This is a genomic window from Anatilimnocola aggregata, from assembly GCF_007747655.1.
GTDB lineage: Bacteria > Planctomycetota > Planctomycetia > Pirellulales > Pirellulaceae > Anatilimnocola > Anatilimnocola aggregata.
Window position 1 is genome coordinate 3776090 of sequence record NZ_CP036274.1, and the last position, 20964, is coordinate 3797053.

General features: G+C 58.0%; 11 protein-coding genes. 2 read left to right on the forward strand and 9 right to left on the reverse strand.

Features of this window, described 5'->3' with window-relative positions; genetic code table 11:
• Positions 1–347: 347 nt before the first annotated feature.
• Together ETAA8_RS14455 and ETAA8_RS14460 are read left to right on the forward strand one after the other, a co-directional pair.
• The gene (locus tag ETAA8_RS14455) at positions 348–941 is read left to right on the forward strand and encodes a tetratricopeptide repeat protein (protein ID WP_145089335.1); all 594 of its coding nucleotides are present in this window, start codon (positions 348–350) and stop codon (positions 939–941) included.
• A gap of 274 nt (positions 942–1215) precedes the next feature.
• Positions 1216–3777: an ATP-dependent Clp protease ATP-binding subunit gene (locus ETAA8_RS14460; protein ID WP_145089338.1), complete on the forward strand. Its 2562-nt coding sequence runs from the start codon at positions 1216–1218 to the stop codon at positions 3775–3777.
• Between the two features lie 130 nt (positions 3778–3907).
• Here ETAA8_RS14460 and ETAA8_RS14465 read toward each other — a convergent pair whose 3' ends face one another.
• The 9 genes from ETAA8_RS14465 to ETAA8_RS14505 form a co-directional block, all read right to left on the reverse strand.
• Positions 3908–4657, reverse strand: coding sequence for an SDR family NAD(P)-dependent oxidoreductase (locus ETAA8_RS14465; RefSeq protein WP_145089341.1), 750 nt, complete (start codon positions 4655–4657; stop codon positions 3908–3910).
• 38 nt (positions 4658–4695) lie between these two features.
• Complete coding sequence (locus ETAA8_RS14470) at positions 4696–5874, reverse strand: helix-turn-helix domain-containing protein (RefSeq protein WP_145089344.1); 1179 nt, start codon at positions 5872–5874, stop codon at positions 4696–4698.
• A gap of 211 nt (positions 5875–6085) precedes the next feature.
• Positions 6086–6994: a DUF58 domain-containing protein gene (locus ETAA8_RS14475; protein WP_145089347.1), complete on the reverse strand. Its 909-nt coding sequence runs from the start codon at positions 6992–6994 to the stop codon at positions 6086–6088.
• Positions 6995–7099: 105 nt separating this feature from the next.
• Positions 7100–8131, reverse strand: a complete 1032-nt coding sequence (locus ETAA8_RS14480) for an AAA family ATPase (RefSeq protein WP_145089350.1) — start codon at positions 8129–8131, stop codon at positions 7100–7102.
• Positions 8132–8230: 99 nt separating this feature from the next.
• Positions 8231–12586, reverse strand: coding sequence for a hypothetical protein (locus tag ETAA8_RS14485; RefSeq protein WP_145089353.1), 4356 nt, complete (start codon positions 12584–12586; stop codon positions 8231–8233).
• Positions 12583–14595 (reverse strand): hypothetical protein, encoded by a 2013-nt coding sequence (locus ETAA8_RS14490; protein ID WP_145089356.1) that lies wholly within the window; start codon positions 14593–14595, stop codon positions 12583–12585. The genes ETAA8_RS14485 and ETAA8_RS14490 overlap by 4 nt, the downstream gene beginning before the upstream one ends.
• On the reverse strand, positions 14592–17090 hold the full coding sequence (locus ETAA8_RS14495; protein ID WP_145089359.1) for a hypothetical protein: 2499 nt from the start codon (positions 17088–17090) through the stop codon (positions 14592–14594). The genes ETAA8_RS14490 and ETAA8_RS14495 overlap by 4 nt, the downstream gene beginning before the upstream one ends.
• A gap of 46 nt (positions 17091–17136) precedes the next feature.
• On the reverse strand, positions 17137–19710 hold the full coding sequence (locus tag ETAA8_RS14500) for a BatA domain-containing protein (RefSeq protein WP_145089362.1): 2574 nt from the start codon (positions 19708–19710) through the stop codon (positions 17137–17139).
• 1 nt (position 19711) lies between these two features.
• A complete protein-coding gene (locus ETAA8_RS14505; RefSeq protein ID WP_145089366.1) occupies positions 19712–20872 on the reverse strand; it encodes a prenyltransferase/squalene oxidase repeat-containing protein in 1161 nt (386 codons plus the stop codon).
• Positions 20873–20964 lie beyond the last annotated feature (92 nt).

The window sequence follows — 20964 nt, forward strand, 5'->3', positions numbered from 1 at the left end:
GGATTTGCCTGAGTGCTAGCGAGATGGCGGCAAGTTCAGCAGCGCGAAATTGAGTTTTCAGAATCGGCGCGATTCTTGCTTTAGTGGTTTACCAGTCGCGAAAGCTGCCGAAAATGCGTCGGCCGATCAGATCGGCTGGTAATTTGGCAAGGCGAGACCGCGGCCCCGTAAAACATCGCTTCCCCCTGCTTCTAACCGCTTGAAATCATTCATCTTGTCGCAATTTTCATCCCTCACTAGAATTCCGCTTACAGGTCATCGCTGGCAAATGCCGCGTTGGACCCGCAGACGGCGTGTTTCAAGGAGGATGCTTTTCGCTGCCCATGCCAGATTCGTCCGCTGGAGCAATGGCGAGCTGGTTTCCGCCGCCGGTCACTTCGTTGTGGCCCGGACTGGCCCGGCTGTGGCTGCGCGGAGAGATTCGCGGGCTGTTAACGGCGGTAGCGTTTACGCTGGCTGTGAATTTTGCCCTGATAACGACGCTTGTATGGCCGCAACTCGTCTCGCGGCAACTGCCGCCTTGGCTGGTTCCCACAACGGCCTGGATTGTGGTGGTATGGTTTTGGGTTGCCGGGATGCGCGCCGGGGGGCAGTTGGCTGCCGCGATAGCGCGGGCCAATCGGCCAGCCGACAAGCAGTCATTCGAACTATACCGGCAAGCTCAACTCGAATATTTGAAAGGTCACCTACTCGAAGCCGAGTCACGCCTGCTGACTTTGCTGAATCGCACGCCCGGCGACGTCGAAGCTCGACTCCTCCTGGCGAGTGTCCAACGAAGAACAAAGCGACCGGCCGAAGCGCGCCAATCGTTAGCTCAATTGGCCGAACTGTCAGGTTCAGCCTTGTGGAGCGAAGAGGTGCAGCGAGAGCTAGTGCAGGTCAAAGAACTGGAACGCGAATTACAACTGTCAACGGGAATAGTGAAGCCAAAAGCGGCTTAGTCCGAACTAGACCACTTGGCGATTGATACCGAACACGAAAGAATGCCTGCGATGGAGATGCCTGACACCTTGTCAGCATTGATGTCGCGACGCGCAGCAGATGAGACGCGTCGCGGGCAGATGTAACCGAACAGATGAAACACAGTCGACAGACTTAGTTTAAGCAACCACGAAGATCGTTGGCTGTACACCGGGTAAGGATGCTAACACTTGTCACAAGGTGACTCACGCGACTGGACTGTCCAGCACACGAAGCACCTGCGGGAGATGAAGAATGTACGAACGATTTACTGATCGCGCCCGCAAGGTCATGCAATTGGCCAATCAGGAAGCTCAGCGCTTCAACCACGAATACATCGGTACCGAGCACATCCTGCTCGGACTGGTCAAGGAAGGTAGCGGCGTCGCGGCGAATGTGCTCAAGAACCTCGATGTCGATCTGCGCAAGATCCGCCTCGAGGTCGAAAAGCTGGTGCAGAGCGGACCAGAAATGGTCACCATGGGCAAGCTGCCCCAAACGCCCCGCGCGAAGAAGGTCATCGAGTACTCCATGGAAGAGGCTCGCAACCTGAATCACAACTACGTTGGCACCGAACATATACTGCTCGGCCTGCTGCGTGAACAAGAAGGCGTCGCTGCTCAGGTTCTGATGAACCTCGGCCTCAAGCTGGAAGAAGTTCGCGAAGAAGTCCTCAACCTCTTGGGCCACGGCCTGGAAGGCGAAGGCTCGAGCGAACGTGGTGGCCGCGAAGGCGTCGGCGCTGGTGGTGGCGGCGGATCGGGCGAGCAATCGAGCTCGGGCCGCAGCAGCAAGAGCAAGACCCCAGCCCTCGATAGCTTCGGTCGCGATCTCACCGAACTGGCTCGCCAAGGCAAGCTCGATCCAGTGATTGGCCGCGAACGCGAAATCGAACGGGCCACTCAAATCCTCTGCCGCCGCACCAAGAACAACCCCGTGTTGCTCGGTGAAGCTGGCGTGGGCAAGACTGCCATTGTCGAAGGCTTCGCTCAACGCGTGGTTGCCGGCAACGTGCCGGAAATCCTCGCCGAAAAGCGAATCGTCGTGCTCGATCTGGCGATGATGGTCGCCGGCACTAAGTACCGCGGTCAATTCGAAGAACGCATCAAGGCCGTGATGAACGAAGTTCGTCGCGCTCGTAACACCATCCTGTTCATCGACGAGCTTCATACGCTCGTGGGTGCCGGTGGTGCAGAAGGTGCGATCGATGCGGCCAACGTACTCAAGCCAGCTTTGGCTCGTGGCGAAATTCAATGCATCGGTGCGACGACTCTCGATGAATACCGCAAGTACATCGAAAAGGATTCGGCCCTTGCTCGCCGGTTCCAAGAGATCATCGTCGAACCGACCGGCAAGGAAGAAACGATCGCGATCCTCAAAGGTCTGCGCGAGAAGTACGAAGAGCACCATCGCGTGCAAATCACCGACGACGCTGTGGAAGCAGCCGTCGAGTACTCGGAACGGTATATCACCGCCCGCTGCTTGCCCGATAAGGCCATCGATGTGATCGATGAAGCCGGCGCTCGCGTCCGTCTTCGCTCGATGACTCGTCCGCCAGATCTCAAAGAGATCGACGAAGAAGTCGAGACTCTGAACAAGCAGAAGGAAGAAGCAGTCGCCAATCAAGATTTTGAGAAGGCCGCTGCCCTCCGCGATCAGGCCGACAAGCTGAAGAAGAAGAAGGATTCGATCACCCGCGAATGGCGTGAGAAGTCGCGCGATAACGAGGGTGTGGTCGATGAGGAAATCATTGCCGAAGTCGTCAGCAAGATGACGGGCATTCCCCTCACCCGCATGACGACCGAAGACAGCATGCGGCTGATGAAGATGGAAGAAGAGCTGCATCGCAAGATCATCAGCCAGGAGCAGGCCGTGAAGGCCGTTGCCAAGGCAGTTCGTCGTAGCCGCAGCGGTTTGAAAGACCCGCGCCGGCCGGCTGGCTGCTTCCTGTTTGCTGGTCCGACCGGTGTAGGTAAGACGTTGCTCGCCAAAGCTCTCGCTGAATTCATGTTCGGCGACAGCGACGCGCTCATTCAGATCGACATGAGCGAATACATGGAGAAGCACAACGTCAGCCGTCTGATCGGTGCTCCGCCGGGATACGTCGGTTATGAAGAAGGCGGTCAATTGACCGAGAAGATTCGTCGCCGTCCGTACGCCGTCGTGCTGCTCGACGAAATCGAAAAAGCTCACCCGGACGTGTTCAACACCCTGCTGCAGGTGATGGAAGAAGGCCGTTTGACCGACAGCTTCGGTCGCCGCGTCGACTTCCGCAACGTGATCCTGATCATGACGACCAATGCTGGTGCGTCGGCGATCAAGAACGAGTCGGCCTTCGGTTTTCAGGCCACGAGCGATCAAGATGCCTCTTACGATGGCATGAAGCGCCGCGTGACCGAAGAAATCGAACGTCAGTTCCGTCCCGAGTTTTTGAACCGGCTCGACGACATCATCGTCTTCCGGCACCTCAACACGAAGGATCTCAAGCAGGTCATCGACCTGGAACTGTCGAAGGTTCGCGAACGGTTGGCCGAACGTGGCTTGAAGCTCGAACTCACCGATGATGCCAAGGAATTCATCATCATGAAGAGCAACAAGGGTGGCGAGGACGACAACCCGTACGGTGCCCGTCCGCTCCGCCGTGAAGTCGAACGGATGATCGAAGATCCGCTGTCGGAAGAGCTCCTCAAGGGCGAGTTCCAAGGCAAGGACACGATCACCGTCAGCGCCATTCGCGACGACGAAAACAAGCTCCGCCGCCTCGACTTCAAAGGCTCGGTCTCCGTTAAGGAACCAGTCGCCGCCGAGACGAAGTAACACGCTTGTGACCAAATCGGTAGCTGTGTTGTGTATTTACAACACAGTTGCCTGACGGATAACCATCGAAGCCCGCGATCACAACGATCGCGGGCTTTTTTCGTGGACACCTGCGGTACTCGAACCACTCTTACGCGATGCGGCTCGAAAGTCCGCCGTCAATGACGACGGTTTCACCTGTGATGTAGTCGTTGGAGATCAGAAAGGCTGCGACGTCGGCTACTTGCTCGGCGGTCCCTTCGCGATGGAGCGGAATGCGATTCTTGAGGTTGAACTCTTTGCGCTCTGCGCTCATGTCTTTGTGGAAACGCGTCCGAATGACTCCGGGGGCAACGACGTTCACGCGAATGTTGTCGTCAGCTAAATCGCGAGCGAGTGAGCGAGCCATCTGTGGCAATGCGCCCTTGGCCGTAGCATAAGCGATGGCACCCGGCACGCCACGTACACCAGCTGACGACGAAATCATGAGGATCGCACCCTCGCCACCCTGCTTCAGGTGTGGAATGGCAGCTTTAGTTAGGTAGAAGTTGGCGCTCACATGCAGGGCTATCGTGTGTTCCCATAGTTCGGGCGTCACTTCCTCGGTCTTCCCAAATGCTGGACCACCCGCATTGTGCACGAGCACATCGAGACGGCCAAAGTGACTGGCCGTTTCGGCCACCACTCGAGCGCACTCACTGGCGACAGCCATGTCGGCTTTGATGAGCAGGCATTTGCGCCCCAGTTGTTCGATTTCTGCCTTCACTTTCGCCGCATCCTCGCCCAGGTTCCGCGCGCAGATCGAAAGGTTTGCGCCGCGTTTGGCCAGTTCCATGGCAATCGCGGCACCAATGCCCAATGTACCTCCGGTGACGAGTGCCGTTTTTCCAGTCAGGTCCATGAAAATGTCTTTCGAGGAGGTGGGTGTGTGGCGGGCCCTTACATGTCTTCTTCGCCAGCAATTTGCATGCGGCGTTCGATCACGTCGGGAGCGAGGCGGACGATTTCGCTATCGGCAGCGAGATCGGTGAGTAGCGCATGAGGATCGTTTTCAGATTGGCTTTGCAGTTTAAACTTCACCACGAACGCGCCGATCTGAATGCCGTGCCCTGAGTAAACTGGCGGCCAAAATTCTTCCCCGCGGCGGGCAAGCATTCGCGCAAGGAGTCGGGTCGCGCGACCTGAGTAGCCGCCGAGCATCATCTCCAAGCGGCCTTGCGATTCGCGATGAATGTAAAAGACCACTGCTGCGTCCTGCTTGGTCGCGTTCCAGGTGCAGGCATCCCAGGTGCCGTCTGATTTTTCGTAATAAATGCCCGGCGCATCCGATTTTTCACTCGTCGACAGTTGCACACCGCCGCAGCACGAGGGAGTTTGCGGATCGTGACCACGATAGCGGAAGAAGATCGGGCAGTGGCGCTTGTTCGCCGTCGCGAGGCCATCCTGGGTTTCGAAAGGGACAGCACCGAATGCTTCCGCCAGCAGGATTTCGACGACCGGGTTGCTCTTGTTGCTGCCGAGGCAGATCAGCGCTTTATCCCCAGCTGCACTGCAGAAGCCGTTGTAGACCTGCTTGGCCAGTTCGACATAGTCGGCAAACGACGACTGACCGGGACTGAAGACCAGTGACTGGTGCAATTGCTCCGGATGCGGATCGAACGAAGGCTCGGCCGGCGCGCCCTCGACTTTCTCCTTCTCGCGCTTGTGCCGGGCGGTGCCACCCAGCGACGTAACGCCATTGAGCAGTTCGCCCAGCAGGACCGAGTCGGATGCTACGACCCAGGCGTCGTCGAGCGAGTCACCTGGTTCCCCCCGCCGCACGCCGAGGCACAATTCCAGCCGTCGCCGGCGTGCGAGCAATTCCCAAAAGTGTTCCGGTTCGACTGCGAACAATCGCCCGGGCAGTTCCTCTGCTGTAGCGAAGCCCTTTTCGATTAGGTAGTCGCACAGCTTCGACAATGCATCGAGCGGGATGTATTTGACTTCGTTCTTAAGTAACGCCGCGACCTGATGCCGATCGAGGCCCGTGTAGTCGCAGATTGCTTTGATCGTGCCCGGTCGTCGCCGGGGATCGGGAACGTGCCCTACGACCTCAGCCAGTCGAAAAGAATATCGCATCGCCCTCTACCTTTTGTGGCAACCATTTCGCCGCAAGCGAATCGCAGAATTGCGTCTTTGGCGGCAATTGTGGAGGCCTTCCTAGCCCGTAAACGCTTACGACGGCAGATTGTGCCCCGTTTGGCAGACGTCGATTCTAACGCTTTAGGCGCGATAAGCAACCATTAGATGGCCGCTAGTGGGGCGCGTTTTCCAGCCGCTGCGGGCGCGGCTATCGGCCGCGGTTCAGCAAGCTACGCTGATTGAGATAGTCGATAAAGAGTTCGGCCATCGATCGGCGGGTATCGACCAGAATCCGTTCGCAGCCATTGCGCTGGGCGAGGTCTTGAAATTCATCGTTGAACTTTTTGAGAGCAGCCAGATAGCCGCGGCGCAGGTCTTCGGTCTGAGCCAGCAGTTCGTCTGGTGCTTCGAGCCCTACGAATTTCACCATGCCATCGAACTCAAACGTTGTCTCGTCGTGATGCAGCACTTGAAACAACACCACTTCATGCTTGTTATACCGCAGTCGCTGCAGGATCGGCTCGAGCGATTGCAGATCGCCAAAGAAGTCGCTGAAGACCATGACGATTTCGCGGCGAGCCATTCGGCTGGCAACTTCGTTCAGGCAATTTGCCAGCGAGGTTTTTTCGACGGGGTCGATCTTGTCCAAATGTTGCGTCATGCGAAACACTTGGCTCATCGAGTTGCTCGGCGGCACTACGCCGCGAATCTGGCTATCGAACGTCGTGAGAGAAACCTTGTCGCTTTGGCGAATGATCGAGTAACCGAGCATTGCTGCCATTTGCGATGCGTACAGCAGTTTCTGCTCGCCGCCGTCGCCATAGCGCATCGAGGCGCTAACATCGAGCACTAAGTGGCAGACGAAGTTCGTTTCGAGCTCGTACTGCTTGACGAAATACTTCTCGCGCGTGAAATAGACGCGCCAATCGACGTGCTTGGGATCGTCTCCCGGCACATACTCACGATGCCCGGCAAACTCCACCGCAAAACCAGCCAGCGGCGACTTGTGGGCGCCAGCGAGGTTGCCAATCACCAAGCCGCGCGGCTCGAAATGCCGGTCGGCGACGTGGCTGAGCACTTCGGGGTCGAGATAGCGGTTGAGGACGGAGTTGGACATGCGAATTGGTTATCGTAGCTTTTGGTAGCCCGACGCGTCAGCGACGGTGCAATGCCGATCTATATCGATTTCGAATCACCCTCGCTGACGCGTCGGGCTACTTACTCACGCAGCGGGTTTTTCGTACTTGCGGTCGGCCGGAATCGCTTGCAGCAGCATGTCGATCAGCTTTTCGCTGTTCAGGCCGTTCGCTTGGGCGGCATAATTGCCGGCCATGCGATGCCGGAGAGCCGGTTTAACGATGGCTTGTACGTCTTGCACGGTGGCATGATAGCGGCCGTAGAGGATCGCTCGTGCTTTGGCGGCCGTGACCAGGGTGAGGACACCGCGCGGGCCAGCGCCCCAGTTGACCCACTTGTTGACGAACTCAGGAGCTTCTTTGCTATTGGGACGGGTCGCTCGAACGAGTGCCCAGCAATAGCCGAGTACCTGATCGCTAACCGGAACACGCGTGACGAGCTTCTGAAACTCGACGATCTCTTCGCCGGTGAGAACAGGCTGGATGTCGCCGAGTTGGCCGGAGGTAACGCGGCGGGCGACTTCCCATTCTTCCGCCGGGCTGGGGTAATCGACCTTCACGTACAGCAGGAAGCGGTCGAGCTGCGCTTCGGGCAGCGGGTACGTGCCTTCTTGCTCAAGTGGGTTTTGCGTGGCGAGCACGAAGAATGGAGCAGGGAGACCGTGGATCTTGCCGCCTGCCGAGACCTGCCGCTCTTGCATCGCTTCAAGCATGGCAGCTTGCGTCTTGGGCGGGGTACGGTTGATTTCGTCCGCGAGGAGCATGTTTGCAAAAATCGGCCCAGGCAAAAACTTGTAGCCGCGGTTGTGCGTTTCCGGATCTTCCTGAATCACCTCAGTGCCGGTGACGTCGCTCGGCATCAAGTCGGGAGTGAATTGAATTCGCTTGAACGACAAGTGGAGGGCTTTGGCGAGCGAACTAATGAGAAGCGTCTTGGCCAGACCAGGCACACCTTCCAGCAGCGCGTGACCCTTGGCAAACATCGAAATCAGCACTTGCTCGATCACGTCGCTTTGGCCAACGATCACTTTCGACAGTTCGTCGCGCAAGCGGTTGTAAGCCTTCTCGCACTTTTGCACGGCGGCGACATCGTTCTGTTGTTGCTGATCACTACTCATACGAATCACTCAACTATTAGGCGGGCGATAATCAGGAAAGGGATCTCTGTTCGGCTGCCGTTACTTGATTTCACAGCAGCCTCTATTTCACTCGAAAAATTAGTCGATGCTTTCAAAGTAACGACGGAGCCGTTCTTCGTAGCCGCGTGGTGCTTTGCCACGAGCCTTGGCTTGAATCGCACTTTGTAGGGCGGGAGGCAGCTTGGCGAACCAAGGTTCCTTTTCGAACTTCTGTGCCTTCGCGTCTGCATCTTGGTTGTTCTTCTCGCCGCGGCTGTCGCCCTGCTGGGTGGCTTCGTTTTGCAATTCGCCGGGCGCTTGATCGGGATTCTCCCCGGTCTCGCCACCCATGGGCGAACCACCCTTGGTGGCCTGGCTCGTTTGGCCGGGCATCGGCGGGCCTTGTCCCGGCATCGGTTGACCGGGCATTGGAGTCCCCTGCCCTGGTTGACCAGGCATCGGTGGGCCTTGTCCAGGCTGGCCGGGCATGGGTTGTCCTTGACCAGGTTGACCTTGGCCTGGCATTGGCTGGCCGTGACCGGGTTCGCCTTGAGCCAACTGACCCTGCAAAGCGGCTTCGGCAGCTGCTTCGATGGTAGCTTCGGCTTGGGCAAGTGCATCGGCACCGGCAATTTGCTGCGCGGTTGCTTCGGGATTGCTTGGCACCAGACCAGTACCCAAGTCAGTTGGCGCGGCTGGCGGCATGCCTGCAGCCGCTTGAGCCTGACCCATAGGTTTGGCTTGACCAGCAGGGGCCTGACCTGCGGGTGCTTGGCCCATTGGTTTGCCTTGTGCCGCCTGACCCATTGGCTTGCCCGTAGCAGGTTGACCAGCGGGCGTTTGCGCAGCGGGTTGACCGGGTTGTGCTTCACCAGGTTTTCCTTCGGCTGGTGCGGCCTCTCCCATTGGCTGACCAGCTTCGCCCATGGGGGCTTCGCCGGCAGGCATTGGTTCGGCTAAGCGGGATGCAGCTTCCAGTGCTTCGCGAATTTCAGCCTTGGCCACTTCTTGTTGACTGGAGATTTCGGCAGCACCTACACCCGTCGCCTTTTGGGCTTCGGCAAACGACTCAGTTGCTCGTTGAAGAGCTTCGGCAGCGGCTAGCTGTTTGGCCGAGGGCTGCTTGGCGGCAGGCATCGGCTTGCCGGCTTGTCCCGCGGGCATGGGTTTACCGGCTTCGCCAGCCATCGGTTTGCCAGCTTCACCAGCCATTGGCTTACCGGCTTCGCCAGCGGGCATGGGTTCGCCGGCTTCTCCTGGCATGGGCTTCGCCGCTTCACCAGCTGGAGAATCACCCTTGGCCAGCTGTTCGGCAGCTTGACCGATGGCATCACGGGCAGCCTGTTGGTCTTTAGCGAGTTCAGCGATGGCTTCAGCCAAATCACGATCTCGACGAAGCTGTTGCTCGCGAGCGGCCAGATTCGCGGCGGCACGATCGAGACGCTGCGCAACTTCAGCGCGAGCTTCGGCCGCTTTAGCGGGATCAGCAGCTGCCGGTTTTCCTGCTTCGGGTTTGCCCGACTCCGGCTTGCCTGCCGGTTGTTCCCCCGGTTTCGCAGCGTCGTTAGCAGCCTTGGCTGCTTGTTGCAGGGCAGCCTGAGCACCGGCATCGACTTCACCGGCCTTTTCAGCGAGTTCACCGGCCGCTTTGCCTTCTTCGGCCAGTCCGGCTGCTTCTTGCTTGCCGAGTTCCTTTAGTGCTTCTTGAATCTTCTCACCGGCCTTGGCGAGTGCTTCACCGGCTTTCTTTTGAGCCTCGGCTGCACCAGCGGGCATACCCTTATCGAATTGCTCCTTGGCGGCGTCGGCTTGGGCAGCGGCGTCAGCAGCTGCTTTGCCAGCTTCCTGGGCAGCTTTCGCGGCCATGTCTCCCGGCTGATCGCTGGCTTCGGCGGCGGCCTTCTCGGCCAGCGCTTCGGCTTCACCGGCTTTATCGCCAGCAGCTTTTTGGGCCATCGCGTCGGGCTTGCCGGCGGGTTGCTTGGCTGCTTCGGCTGCTTGAGCTTCGGCGGCTTCCATGGCTTTCGCGATTGCCTCGCGCGCTTCATTGCGGGCTGCTTCGGCCTTGGCAGGATCACCACCGAGCGTTTCTTTGGCAGCTTCAGCAGCGGCAGCAGCAGCTTCCTTCAAAGCTTCAGCGACAGGGCCTTTGGTTTGCTTGGCGGCTTCGGCAGCTTTTTCGGCAGCCTCTTGTTGCTCGCCGGCAGCCTCGAGCGGAGTGTTAGCTTTGCCTTGAGCCAGATCGTTAGCTGCTTTGTCAGCCTGATTCTGTTCTTTCTTCACTTCCGCCACTTTTTCGGCCTGAGTCTTGGCTTCGGCAGCAGCCGCTTTGCCTTCGGCCTTAGCTTGTTCGGTTTGCGCTTCGCGAACTTTCTCTTTGGCTTTCTGGAGGCTGGCGATGGCTTCGGCCTTCGACGGCATCGGCTTCGCCGCGGCCTTTTCGACGGCCTCCAAAACCGCTTCGGTCTTTTCCAATTGTTCGCCGGCAATCTTGGCGAGTTCCTCGGCAGTTTTGCCAGCTTCCTTACGAAGTTCAGCAGCTGCCTGGGTTAGTTTTTCGGCAGCTTTCTCAGCGGCCTTGGCAGCATCCATAGCGGCCTGTTTGGCGGCGGGCTTGGCTGCTTCACCGGGCATTGGTTTGGCTTCGGCCAATTTCTTAGCGGCCTCTTCAGCAGGAGCCTTCGCTTCGGCTACTTTCTTGGAAGCTTCGGGTGCCGTGTTCTTCGTGCCTTCAGCAACCTTCTCGGTGACTTCTTTCACGTCGGCCTGTTTGGCTGCCAGCGCCTCAGCCTTTTCGGCCGTCAGTCCTTCTTCCTTCGCAGCAGCAGCGGCCTCTTTGGCGATTTCCTTCTCAGCAGCGGCAGCGCGTTCGAGTGCTTCGGCCGCCCGGGCCAGTTCGCCCACCTCGACGGCCTTCTCGCGGCGCATGGCATCGGCCAGCTGTTGTTCCACTTCGGCCTTGGCCTGAGCGATGGCTTCCTTAGCTTTTTCGGTAGCGTCCTGGCGAGCCTCGACTGCTTCGGGAGCCATTTTCTTATTGGCTTCGATTGCTTCTGCGACAGCCTCTTCAGCGGTTTGCAGTTTGTTCTCGACGGCGGAATTCAATTCAGCCTTCTCATCGGCCTTCTTCAAAATCTCGGCGACTTTCTCTTCTTGCTTCAGGGCTTCGGCAGGAGCTTTTTCCGCATGTTTGGTCGCTTCCTTCTGCTGCTCGGCGGCAGTTTCGAGGTCCTTCTTTAATTCTTGCAATTGCTTGACCTCAGCAGCCAGTTGATCGGCGCTCTTGTCGGCCTGTTCGAGGTCGAGTCCTTGTTCGATTTGCTTTTCGATCTGAGCCAGATCGCCGATGACTTTATTCTGTTCTTCCAGTGCTTCGGGCTTGTTGGTTTCGAACAAGTCGCGTCGAGCTTCCTGCGCAGCGGCCTTGGCGTCTTCGAGCAACGGTTGAGTGTTCGGGAAAGCACTTTGCAGAGCCTGCGCGAGCTTGCCGAGTTCCTTCTGCACTTCGAGTTGCTTGGCCGCGAGCTTATCGGCGGCTTGCGGATCGAGGGGCGACTTCTTAGTTTCTTCACGCAATTGTTCCTGCTTCTTCAGCATTTCGCGAACCATCTTTAGCGCCGCTTCGCGGTCGCTATCGATCAAACCTTGAGTTTCTTCGAGCTTATCGAGCAGCGCCTGCAAGCCGCGAATCACCACTTGTTGCGATTTGCCAGCGCCAGGAAAGTCCGCCTTGGCCAGTTGCATACTCGCGGCCTTCAATTCTTGATCGACCTGACCGGCGCGCAGGATTCGCAGACCAGCACTAGCTCCGGCACCAGCCTGGCCACCCCAAGTGCTGACGTCGTCGAGCGCGGCGACCAATTGGTAGTAGAGGCGTTGGACATCGGCCTGATCTTCAATGGTCGAGAGTGCGAACTGATCGCGCTGCTGAGGTGGAAGGGCGGGAAGACCAACCGTCAGAGTCTGCGTTTTCACCTGCATGTTGATTAACTCGCGGACTTGGGCCGAGAGCTTGGCGATTTGCATACGGCGGAAAAGCTTTTGCCGTTCAGCCATCAGCTGCACGACGACTTCGCGAATGCGAGCGCGGGCTTTGTTGAAATTATCGAGCCGTTGCGCTTGTGTCCCTTCCTGGGCTTGTACTAGTAGCTGGACGATTTCTTCCATGTCGGCCTTCATCAGTTCATGGATGTTCCCCTTCATCGCTGCGATGTCTTTGTAAATCGGCAGCGCCTTGAGCCCGTTTTCGTCGAGCTGGCGAAGTTGAATGTCGAGCACACCGGAGACGAGTTCTCCGGCCAGCGCCCGGGCTTTCTCCTGTGCTTGTTGCTTGTTGCGGAAGGAGTCTCCGTCGGCAGCGAGCGCGACAGTCCCCAGCAATAGCGCGACAAGTCCGCCGGATGGCAGCCAGCTACGCAAACCACGAGCGACTTTCTCAGCAGCGATTCCTGTCATGGAGATTCTCCAATCCCGAGTTGACGTTTGATAATGTCCGTAAGACGTTGTTCTGAGCGCTGGTCGGCCTCTGAAATGGCCGCCAGTACACCACTCTCATCCGAGATTTCGAGCACCAGCGGATCCGACTGATACCGTTCACCCGCAGGCTGGCCGGCTTCATTGTCACCGCGATAATCGACTACTTCCAACGTTATTTTGACCCGGTCCCCTTTGTTGAGCGCCAGAGACGATAGCGGCAAGGCGAAACTGGCATCCAGCGGCAACTTGCCCGCCCGGAGCGGTTCGCTGGTTGTCAGCAAAGGGAATTCTTTCTTTTCGACGGCCGTGGTCGCTTCGGCAGTTCCTGTCGTCTGCGCACTTTCTTCAGGCGCGGCAGCGGCTACGTTGTCGTCGGTACGTCGTTCGACTTCCGCGATCAGCTTGAGGGAAGCGATGCCGTAGTCATCGGCGGCACGATAGTGAACCACGGGCTCCGCAGTTGGCAGGACCACTTTGTGAACTACATCGGCTGCCGCAGTGGGAGGACGGTCGGGCTTGATGCGGACTGAACCGCGAATCGGCATCTCCAAGCTGAGGCCGTCTTCGTCGATCACTTGCAACTCGTAGCGGAACTCTTCCCGAATGTTCTTCAGTGGCGTGTGGCCTTGCAGGTCGACCAGAGCCCACTTCGTACCGTGCCTATCCTGAACGGCCAGGTCGAGCCGCTCCGTTGTTTCGCGCTGACGAAGGTTGATCCAGGCCGATTGCAGGCGTTTGCCGTTCGTGCAATCGAGCGCTATCTCCAGGGACGAACCGGAGAGCAAGGCAACTTGTCGTTGGCCCGCATCGGGCACTGCTTCCTGCTGGGCATATGCGGGAGGTACGATCTTGAGGGAAGGTTCGACCGCGGGAAGCGGAATCATGCTGATGGTGGCCGGGTCGGTCCAGGCATCACCAGCCACGAGCGAATAGCGAACACTTTCGAGCAGTCGAGGTTGCTGCACCAAAAAAAGCGACTTGTGCTCTTGGATGGCACCATCACTCTTGAGCTGCGCAGCGACTTGCGACGCCAACTCAGCGAGTGAGCTGCGCTGTTCAGTTTTTAGCACTTGAGCTGAATGCTCATCGGCATCAAAAGCTAGCAGCAGGGCTACCTGTTCGCGCCACGGCTGCGAAATATCAATCTCGTCATTCTTCGCCGCGGCTTCCATCATTTCGGCCGCGCGGCGCAGGCGATTGAGGCGCTCTTCGCGCGTAGCGGGTTTGAGGTCGAGCTGGGTGCGGGTGCGCGTGACGCCGGTGGCCGTCAGCGTGAGTGCAGCGGCCTCGGGTTTGTGGCCGCGGGTGAATACGGCAAACTCAAGCGGTCTTCCCTGAGCGGCCTTCATACTTTGCGGAGCACAACCTTCCACGTTCTCTTCCAGCACCTTTTTCTGATTGATGACGATGCGCTCGATGGTGGTGGCCGTGGGATAATGCCGGCCGCCGAGCAGGAGACGATTGAAGAATGCGCCGGCATAGTGGGGATAGACAATGGCTGCAGCAATGAGCACCACGCCGGTGACCGCAAGCAACGCGGCGCGGCGAATCATCTGCGTGCGCGAAAAGCCTTCGAACACGTTCAACTGATTGCCGACATGGGCGACGTAGTCGATGACCGCGCCTTCCAGTTGCTGCGAACCCCAAGTACCCGCTTGAGTCGATTCGAACTGCAGGGCGGCAATCAGGTCGCTATCGATTTTTTGCTGCCGCTCGACGAGCAGGGCCATATCTTCAACTGACTCATGTTGTTGCAATAAGGGCCAGGTGAACTTGATGGCAGCCCACACGACCGCACCGATGGCAATTGCCATAACGACCAAACGTTGCGGCGCGGGAAGTTCGAACAACAAATCGAGCACCAGGACCGCGACCAACGCCCAGAGCGCGGCGATGACAAGCGCCGCACCCGCGGTGGCCACGCGCACGAGTGAACGGGCCCGCCTGAGCGAGGAAAGTTGTGTGCGTAATGTCGACAGACGCGTCATGAAAGTTTCAGCAGTTTGCGGAACAGCCATTCGCCTAGCATCAAGCCGACGACCAGCGTGAACCAGAGAGGCGTCGACCAGAGAGGTTGATTGCGAGTCAGTTTTTCGACGGTTGGCTCCGCGCGCAGATCGTTCACCAGGTTGTGCACGGTGGTCAGGTCGTAGGCTTTGCCGCCCGATTGCGCGGCGATTTCATTCTGCAGTTTTTCGTCGCGCACTGCGCGGCGACGTTCAGCAGAGAGCGGCGTTACTTCGAACCGCTGTTCGTCGAACTTGCCAGTGACCGGGTCCTTTACACGCAGGCTGTATTCACCCACGGCGAGCACCGGAATGCGAGCTTCGAAGACGCCCTTGCGAAGCATGGGGACGCGAATCGGACGAACTTCACCACCGCCGGGACCAGGAATCACCAACTCGGCTTCAAGCGTGCGGTCGGTCACATTTTCTTCATCGAGCGGTTCGAAGTTGACGTCGTAGGCTTCGACAGTGAGCGTGACTTTATCTTCCGCTCGATACTGAGGCTGATCGAGTCGAGCGACGAACCGCTTATCGCTGCCAAGCGCGTGGCTCATGCCCAGGCGATAGATCAACTGCGACCAGAACTGCCGATAGTATTTCTCGCCATACTTCTTCCGCAGACGCCAAGTCTCGTTGAAGCTGAGGAAGACAACCTCGCCTTTGCCGTACTGACGCACGGAGATGAGAGGCTGAGGCGTTTTGCCATCGCGGCATTTGTCGGTGGGATGTTCGGCCAGAGCGAACGCTTGTTCGTGCAAGGCAGCGACCGGTTGATACCAAGGGAGCTTGCCCAGATTATCCCAAGCCTTGGTGTTCTCGATTTCAGTGGCACCCAATTGCATGAATGGATAACGAGCGGCATGTGGCGTGAGGCGGGCACGAAACTCGGGGAACTCCGGAGCATCGCGGCGGTCGGCTTGCGGGTCGACAATCACGGGCAATAAATCGGCCAGTGGAGTTTGCTGAATCTCTTTGGGGCCGAAACGCGGGCCTGTAATTACGACCAGACCACCACCGAGATTGCCGACAAACTCTTTCACCATTTCGCAGAAGCGATCGTTGAGTGCCGAACGGGGCATATCGTCAAGAAACAGCACGTCGTTGGCGAAGAATTCGCTTCGCTTGGGTGTCAACGTGGGCAGGAACAGCACGTTTGCATCGCGAACCCGTGGATCGGAGGAGGCAAGGAAGGTGCGAAAGCCGTCCATGCCGACGAGTTTATCGCGATGGAATACTTCTTTGATGAATCGCCATTCCCAGGTGGGTTCATAAGCGACATACATCAGGCGAAGATAGTCATCGATGATGTTGACTTGCCGCAGTGCATGGTTGTTCTGGTCGACAATTTCACCTTCGAGCGGTTCGACGGTCGCCGTGAATTCGAAGCGGCCCGATTCCTCGGGAGTAAAGGGAATCTCGAGCGTTTCGACGCCACTTTGCAGGGCAACGGTTCGCTGACCAACTTGAAACTCGGGTAAAAGCGCGGCCGAGTCTCCGCCAACCTTGCGACCACTGACGCGAACCGTGACGTTCTGTCCTTGCAGTCCGCTTTGACGCAACTTTACGAGGACACTGCTCCGCTCGGCTTTCTTCATCTTGGGGTCGGTTTGCAAATCGACCGCTAGATCAACTGCCTCAGTCGCACCAACACCCACGGCGTAGACTGGTACGCCCAACTTGGCGAGAGGGGTATTATCGCCAATGCCCACGGGGGCAGCGCCCGCGTTATGGGCAAAGTCGCTCACGAAGACGACGCCTGCCAAACGACCTGAACCGAATTGTTGACTAGTCTCTTGTAGCACAGCTCCGAGCGCCGTGACCTGACCCTTGGTCGTCAGTTGCTCAGCGAGCCAGGCACCCGAAAGCTTCTTTTCGGATTGATTGCCAACTTCGCTTAGTTTGCGAAGTTGGCTCGTGGTGTTGCCATCGAAGACGAAAGCTTCGAGTTGCACGTTGTGCTTGTCCTGCAACTGCTGCAAGGTGTTTTCGTTCTCTTTGCTCAACCAAGACTGCACGTATTGCATGCGAGTCGGGGTTGTGAAGCTATTGGCGGCGACCGGAGTTTCGCCCGGGGCAGCAGCGGGAGCCTCTTTTAGGCCCGTTGAAGTGGCCAATGCGGTGCGCTGCGATTCGGGGAGTTGATCGCCGATGGCCATGCTGTCGGTGCCATCGAATACGACATAAACCTGTGGCTGATGTTTACGCGTGACATGCATCTGTAGCACAGGGTCGGCCAGAGTCAGAAGCAGAATTGCCAGGAGTAAGCCGCGGCAAATGGCGAGCACCCAGCGAGTTGGTGCCTTCGGACCATTCTGCAGGCGGAGATAGAAGAACATCGAGAGGACAATGAGCCCAGCTGCGGCGAGAAAGACCCAGAACGGACCGTCCTGCGCCCAAGGCGCAGCGAGAGCGATGCCGATCTCGTCGATCGACGTCACCCCATCCAATCCCAGAAACCAGCCCCACCAGCGATTCATCGAGTTATAATTTTCCCTGCAAGTGCAGCAACAGACTCAAACAAAACTAAACGGCCACCTGCGGCCGCAACGCAGGCCACGACAAGACGACCATCTCGGCAAGCAACAGCAGCAACACCGCGAGCGCCAGATACCACCAACTTGTTTGGCCGCGAATCGCGGCTCCAGCCAAGCTAATGTCCTCGCCTGGTTCAACCCACCGAAGCGAACTTCCCGCGGTCAGTTCTTCGAACTTCTCGCGCGTAATCGGCTGCAGTTCCGATTCATCGGCTTCACCATTGACCACGATGGGAATATCCCAGACGGGTTTGGCGTCCGTGGGTTGTGGGCCTTCAGCATTCGGATCGTGACGATAACCGGCGACGCGATACACGCCTCGTTGATACAGGCCGTGCAACGTGATGCCGCGCAAGTCACCGCTGATAAAACCGATATCGAGCGATTCCGGGTCGAGTTGACGCGGACGAGTGAGCGTGACTGCCAAATCGTGCTCGTTCGAGGGAACGGGCAATGTGAGTTGTTCGAGTGGTTGATAGTTCCGCCGCGTGAGTGTCGATCGCGTCATGTTACGCAGCAAACGGTCGAACATCAGAATCGCGTTCGTCTTGGGCAAGGTATTCCACGAGGACAGTAATCCAGTGCCCACGAACAGAATCTCACCTTGGCCCCGTTTGCCCGCAACCAGGAAAGGTGTTTGTGCGGGATCATCGAAGCGAGCCAGGATTCGCGGCAATTGCTGCTGCAGCAAACTGTCGACTCGTTGTGCGCGCAAAGCGGGATCATCGGGAAGAGCTTCGTCGCCCCCGGTACTAACGGAATTCCCCGTGGCCCAGGTGAGCCAGCGCGGCTGGAGTTCGGCCAACTTAGCTTCGTCTTGTTCCTGCGACTCTTGATCGGCCGAGGTGATCTCGCCCGCGGCTTGCTTGGTCGTGAATTCCTCGCGACGCTTGGCAGCGGCCTGCACGAAAGTCAATTCTTCTTCCAGGTTTTTGCGAGCGGCAGCGGCCAATTGAGCGGTCGTATCGGCCGACGTATCGCTGCCAACTGCTTTGAAGAAGAACGGTTCGGAATAGAGATCGCGCAGTTCCGTTTCGCTAATCGACGACAATTGAAACAGCTCATCGCCCGAGAGGCTTTCGAACGAAATGAAGAACGGACGCGTATTCGCGCCAGCAACTTCCGGTACTTCGCCCACCGTTTCGAGCAATGGCAGCGGCAAGATTCCGTCGCCACCTTGCCAGGCCAATTCTTGCCAGCGCGCCGGATCAAAATCGGCTCCAGCAGCAATCACCAGCCGGCCACCTTGGCGAACGTAATCGCGCAGGAGGGAAACAACTTCCTCCGACTGTGGCTCTTTCAAACCGGCGAGCACAACCAAGCGAGCGTCTTTGAGCACTTCTTGATCGAGCTCGTTCTGAGTCAGGTGGCGAACCTTCACTAATTGCCGCGGGGCATCGCTACGCGAGGTCTTCGGTGCCAGCAGTTTTCGCAAATGCCGAGTCTCGCCCAATTGATTGCGTCCCGGATCTTCTGCCGAACCGAATTGATCGACAAAGACCACCGGCAGGCCAGCAACGATTGGCAGGGCGAGAAAACGCTCGTTGTCGGCAGCGAGGGCGTCGTTGGCTTGAATCTCGGCCTTAAGGGCCACAAAAATCGGCCGATCAGGCTCAGGAACTTCGGTAAGTGTATTGAAGACGTACTCGAACTCAACCTCTTTGCTGCCCGAACCGGGTTCGATGGCTACTGTCCGCTCGCCAATCACGGTATCGCCGTACGACAGCTTGACTTGAATGTCTTGCCGGGCGACGCCGCCCTGATGTTGCAGCACCACTTGGATCGTCGTGGGCGTCTCGATATCGGCAAGGCCATCTTGCACCCGCAAATCGGCAATCCAAGTATTCTCCCAATCAGCTGCGGTGCCAGCCGGTGCTACAGCAACAAGTTGCCAGTCTTGTAGTTTCTTCAAAGTTTCGGCCGAGCGAAGATCGCGCCAATTTGTGCCTTGCTGATCGCTGAAGACGACGACTCGTTTGGCAAGTTCGGGTGACGACTCACTTGCCCGTTGCACGTCGTTCACTGCGCGGAGCATGCTCGCGCTGCGATCGACGAGTTCAAGTTTGCCGATGGCTTCGAGAGCGGCGTCCTTGGTGTCGTAAGGATCAGGACTATAACCCTCGCGCGAGCCGCACGCCGGCAGGACCGAGATCTTGCTACCGGTGGGGAGTTGATCGATGAGCCGGCGAGCACGGTCTTTGGCTTTATCAAGCAAGGTGCCGTCGAGCCCTTCGTAGCCCATGCTCAGGCTGTTATCGACCACGAGAATCGCATGCAGTGGTTGGCGCTCATCGACCCCGCTGTTGCCACCCCGGGCGAAAAAAGGACGAGCAAGCACTAGACCGAAGAGAAAGACAGCAATGGTACGCATCACCAGCAGGATGATGTCGCGCAGCTGCAACATTTTGCGGTTTCGTTGCATGGCTTCCTTGAGGAAGTCCATAGCCGCCCATTGCACCACACGATAGCGCCGCCGATTGAGCAAGTGAATGATCACCGGCCCCGTGGCAAAGAGTGCACCGGCAGCTGCAAATTGCCAGGCGGTTAACGACAAAAACGACATGCTACTGGCCCGCCTTTGCCTTTTGGCGGAAGCTCTCGATCTTCCCTTCCTGCAAAATGGGAAGGTAGCGATTCGGAATAGCCAGAATGAAGCAGCCCACGCTAGTCGCGTATAGCTGGCCCTCGCGGCCGCCTACGTGGCCGTTGGTTTTCGCGCCGTGATCGTGCCATGCTCCGTGATTGGCTGCATTCTTGTCGTCCATCACCTGCGCGGTGACGAGATACTCGCGCAGCAGCGGATAACATTCTTTCCACGGATCGCCATTCACTTGATACAAAGCCTGGCCGACGTAATACAGCGTGTAGGCATCGAAGGGCATGCTGCCGTTTCGTTCGCGGGCTTTGGGAACTTCCTTCACCGCAGCCGCGATGACGTCCATATTCTTGCCGATTCGCCAGTCGTCGTACTGTCCGAACTCCTGCATGCAAACCACGCCGGCTGCAGCCATGGCAATGGTGCCACCACCACCACCGCGGCTATACGTGAATTGGCCGGGCATTTTCATTTGCTCAGCTTCTGATGCGCGGCGATCACCCTTTGCCGCGTAATGATCGCGGACGCTCTTGATCGCCTGATCGATGACTTCGGGTGGAACTTCCAGTCCGCTATCGACGGCCGAACGAAGCGCTTTCGCCTGCATCACGGCGAGACTCAGATCGTGACCATTCTTTTGGCGATGAGCTTTGTAATCCCAACCACCGTCGTCGCACTGGACGTTGGCGATGAGTTTCAAAGCGCCATCCAGAACGCGATTAAGCCGGCGATCGCGACTAGCTGTCATGCCATGAGCCTGGCCGAGCACAAAGGTCGCCAAACCGTGGTTGTACATATCTCGCTGGGCGTCAGAAACGTTCAGCAAGCCCGAAGGCTTGGCATGGCTGACTACGTATTCCAATGCCCGATCGACTTCGCGGCCATATTTGCCACGACCGGGAGCATGACCGGCGGCCAGGAACGCCAAGGCCCCCATGCTAACAAGCCCCAGGTCGTTCGAACCCCAGTTTCCTTCGGCACCCTGATTCCGGGCTAACCATTCGAGCCCCCGGTCGAGAGCAGCTTCACTCAGCGGGGTGATTTCATCGTCTTGCCCCCACGCGCGAGCGAGTGGAGCAAAGAGCATTGCCAGCGAGAGAATGGCCAAAGCCAGCTGACGTCGCAACATGCAGTTGCCTCTCGATGGGAGGGAGTAGGGGCGAACGGTGGGGAACAGGCTATTGTCATTAGCCAACGGTTACTTTGCTATGGCTGAAGGGC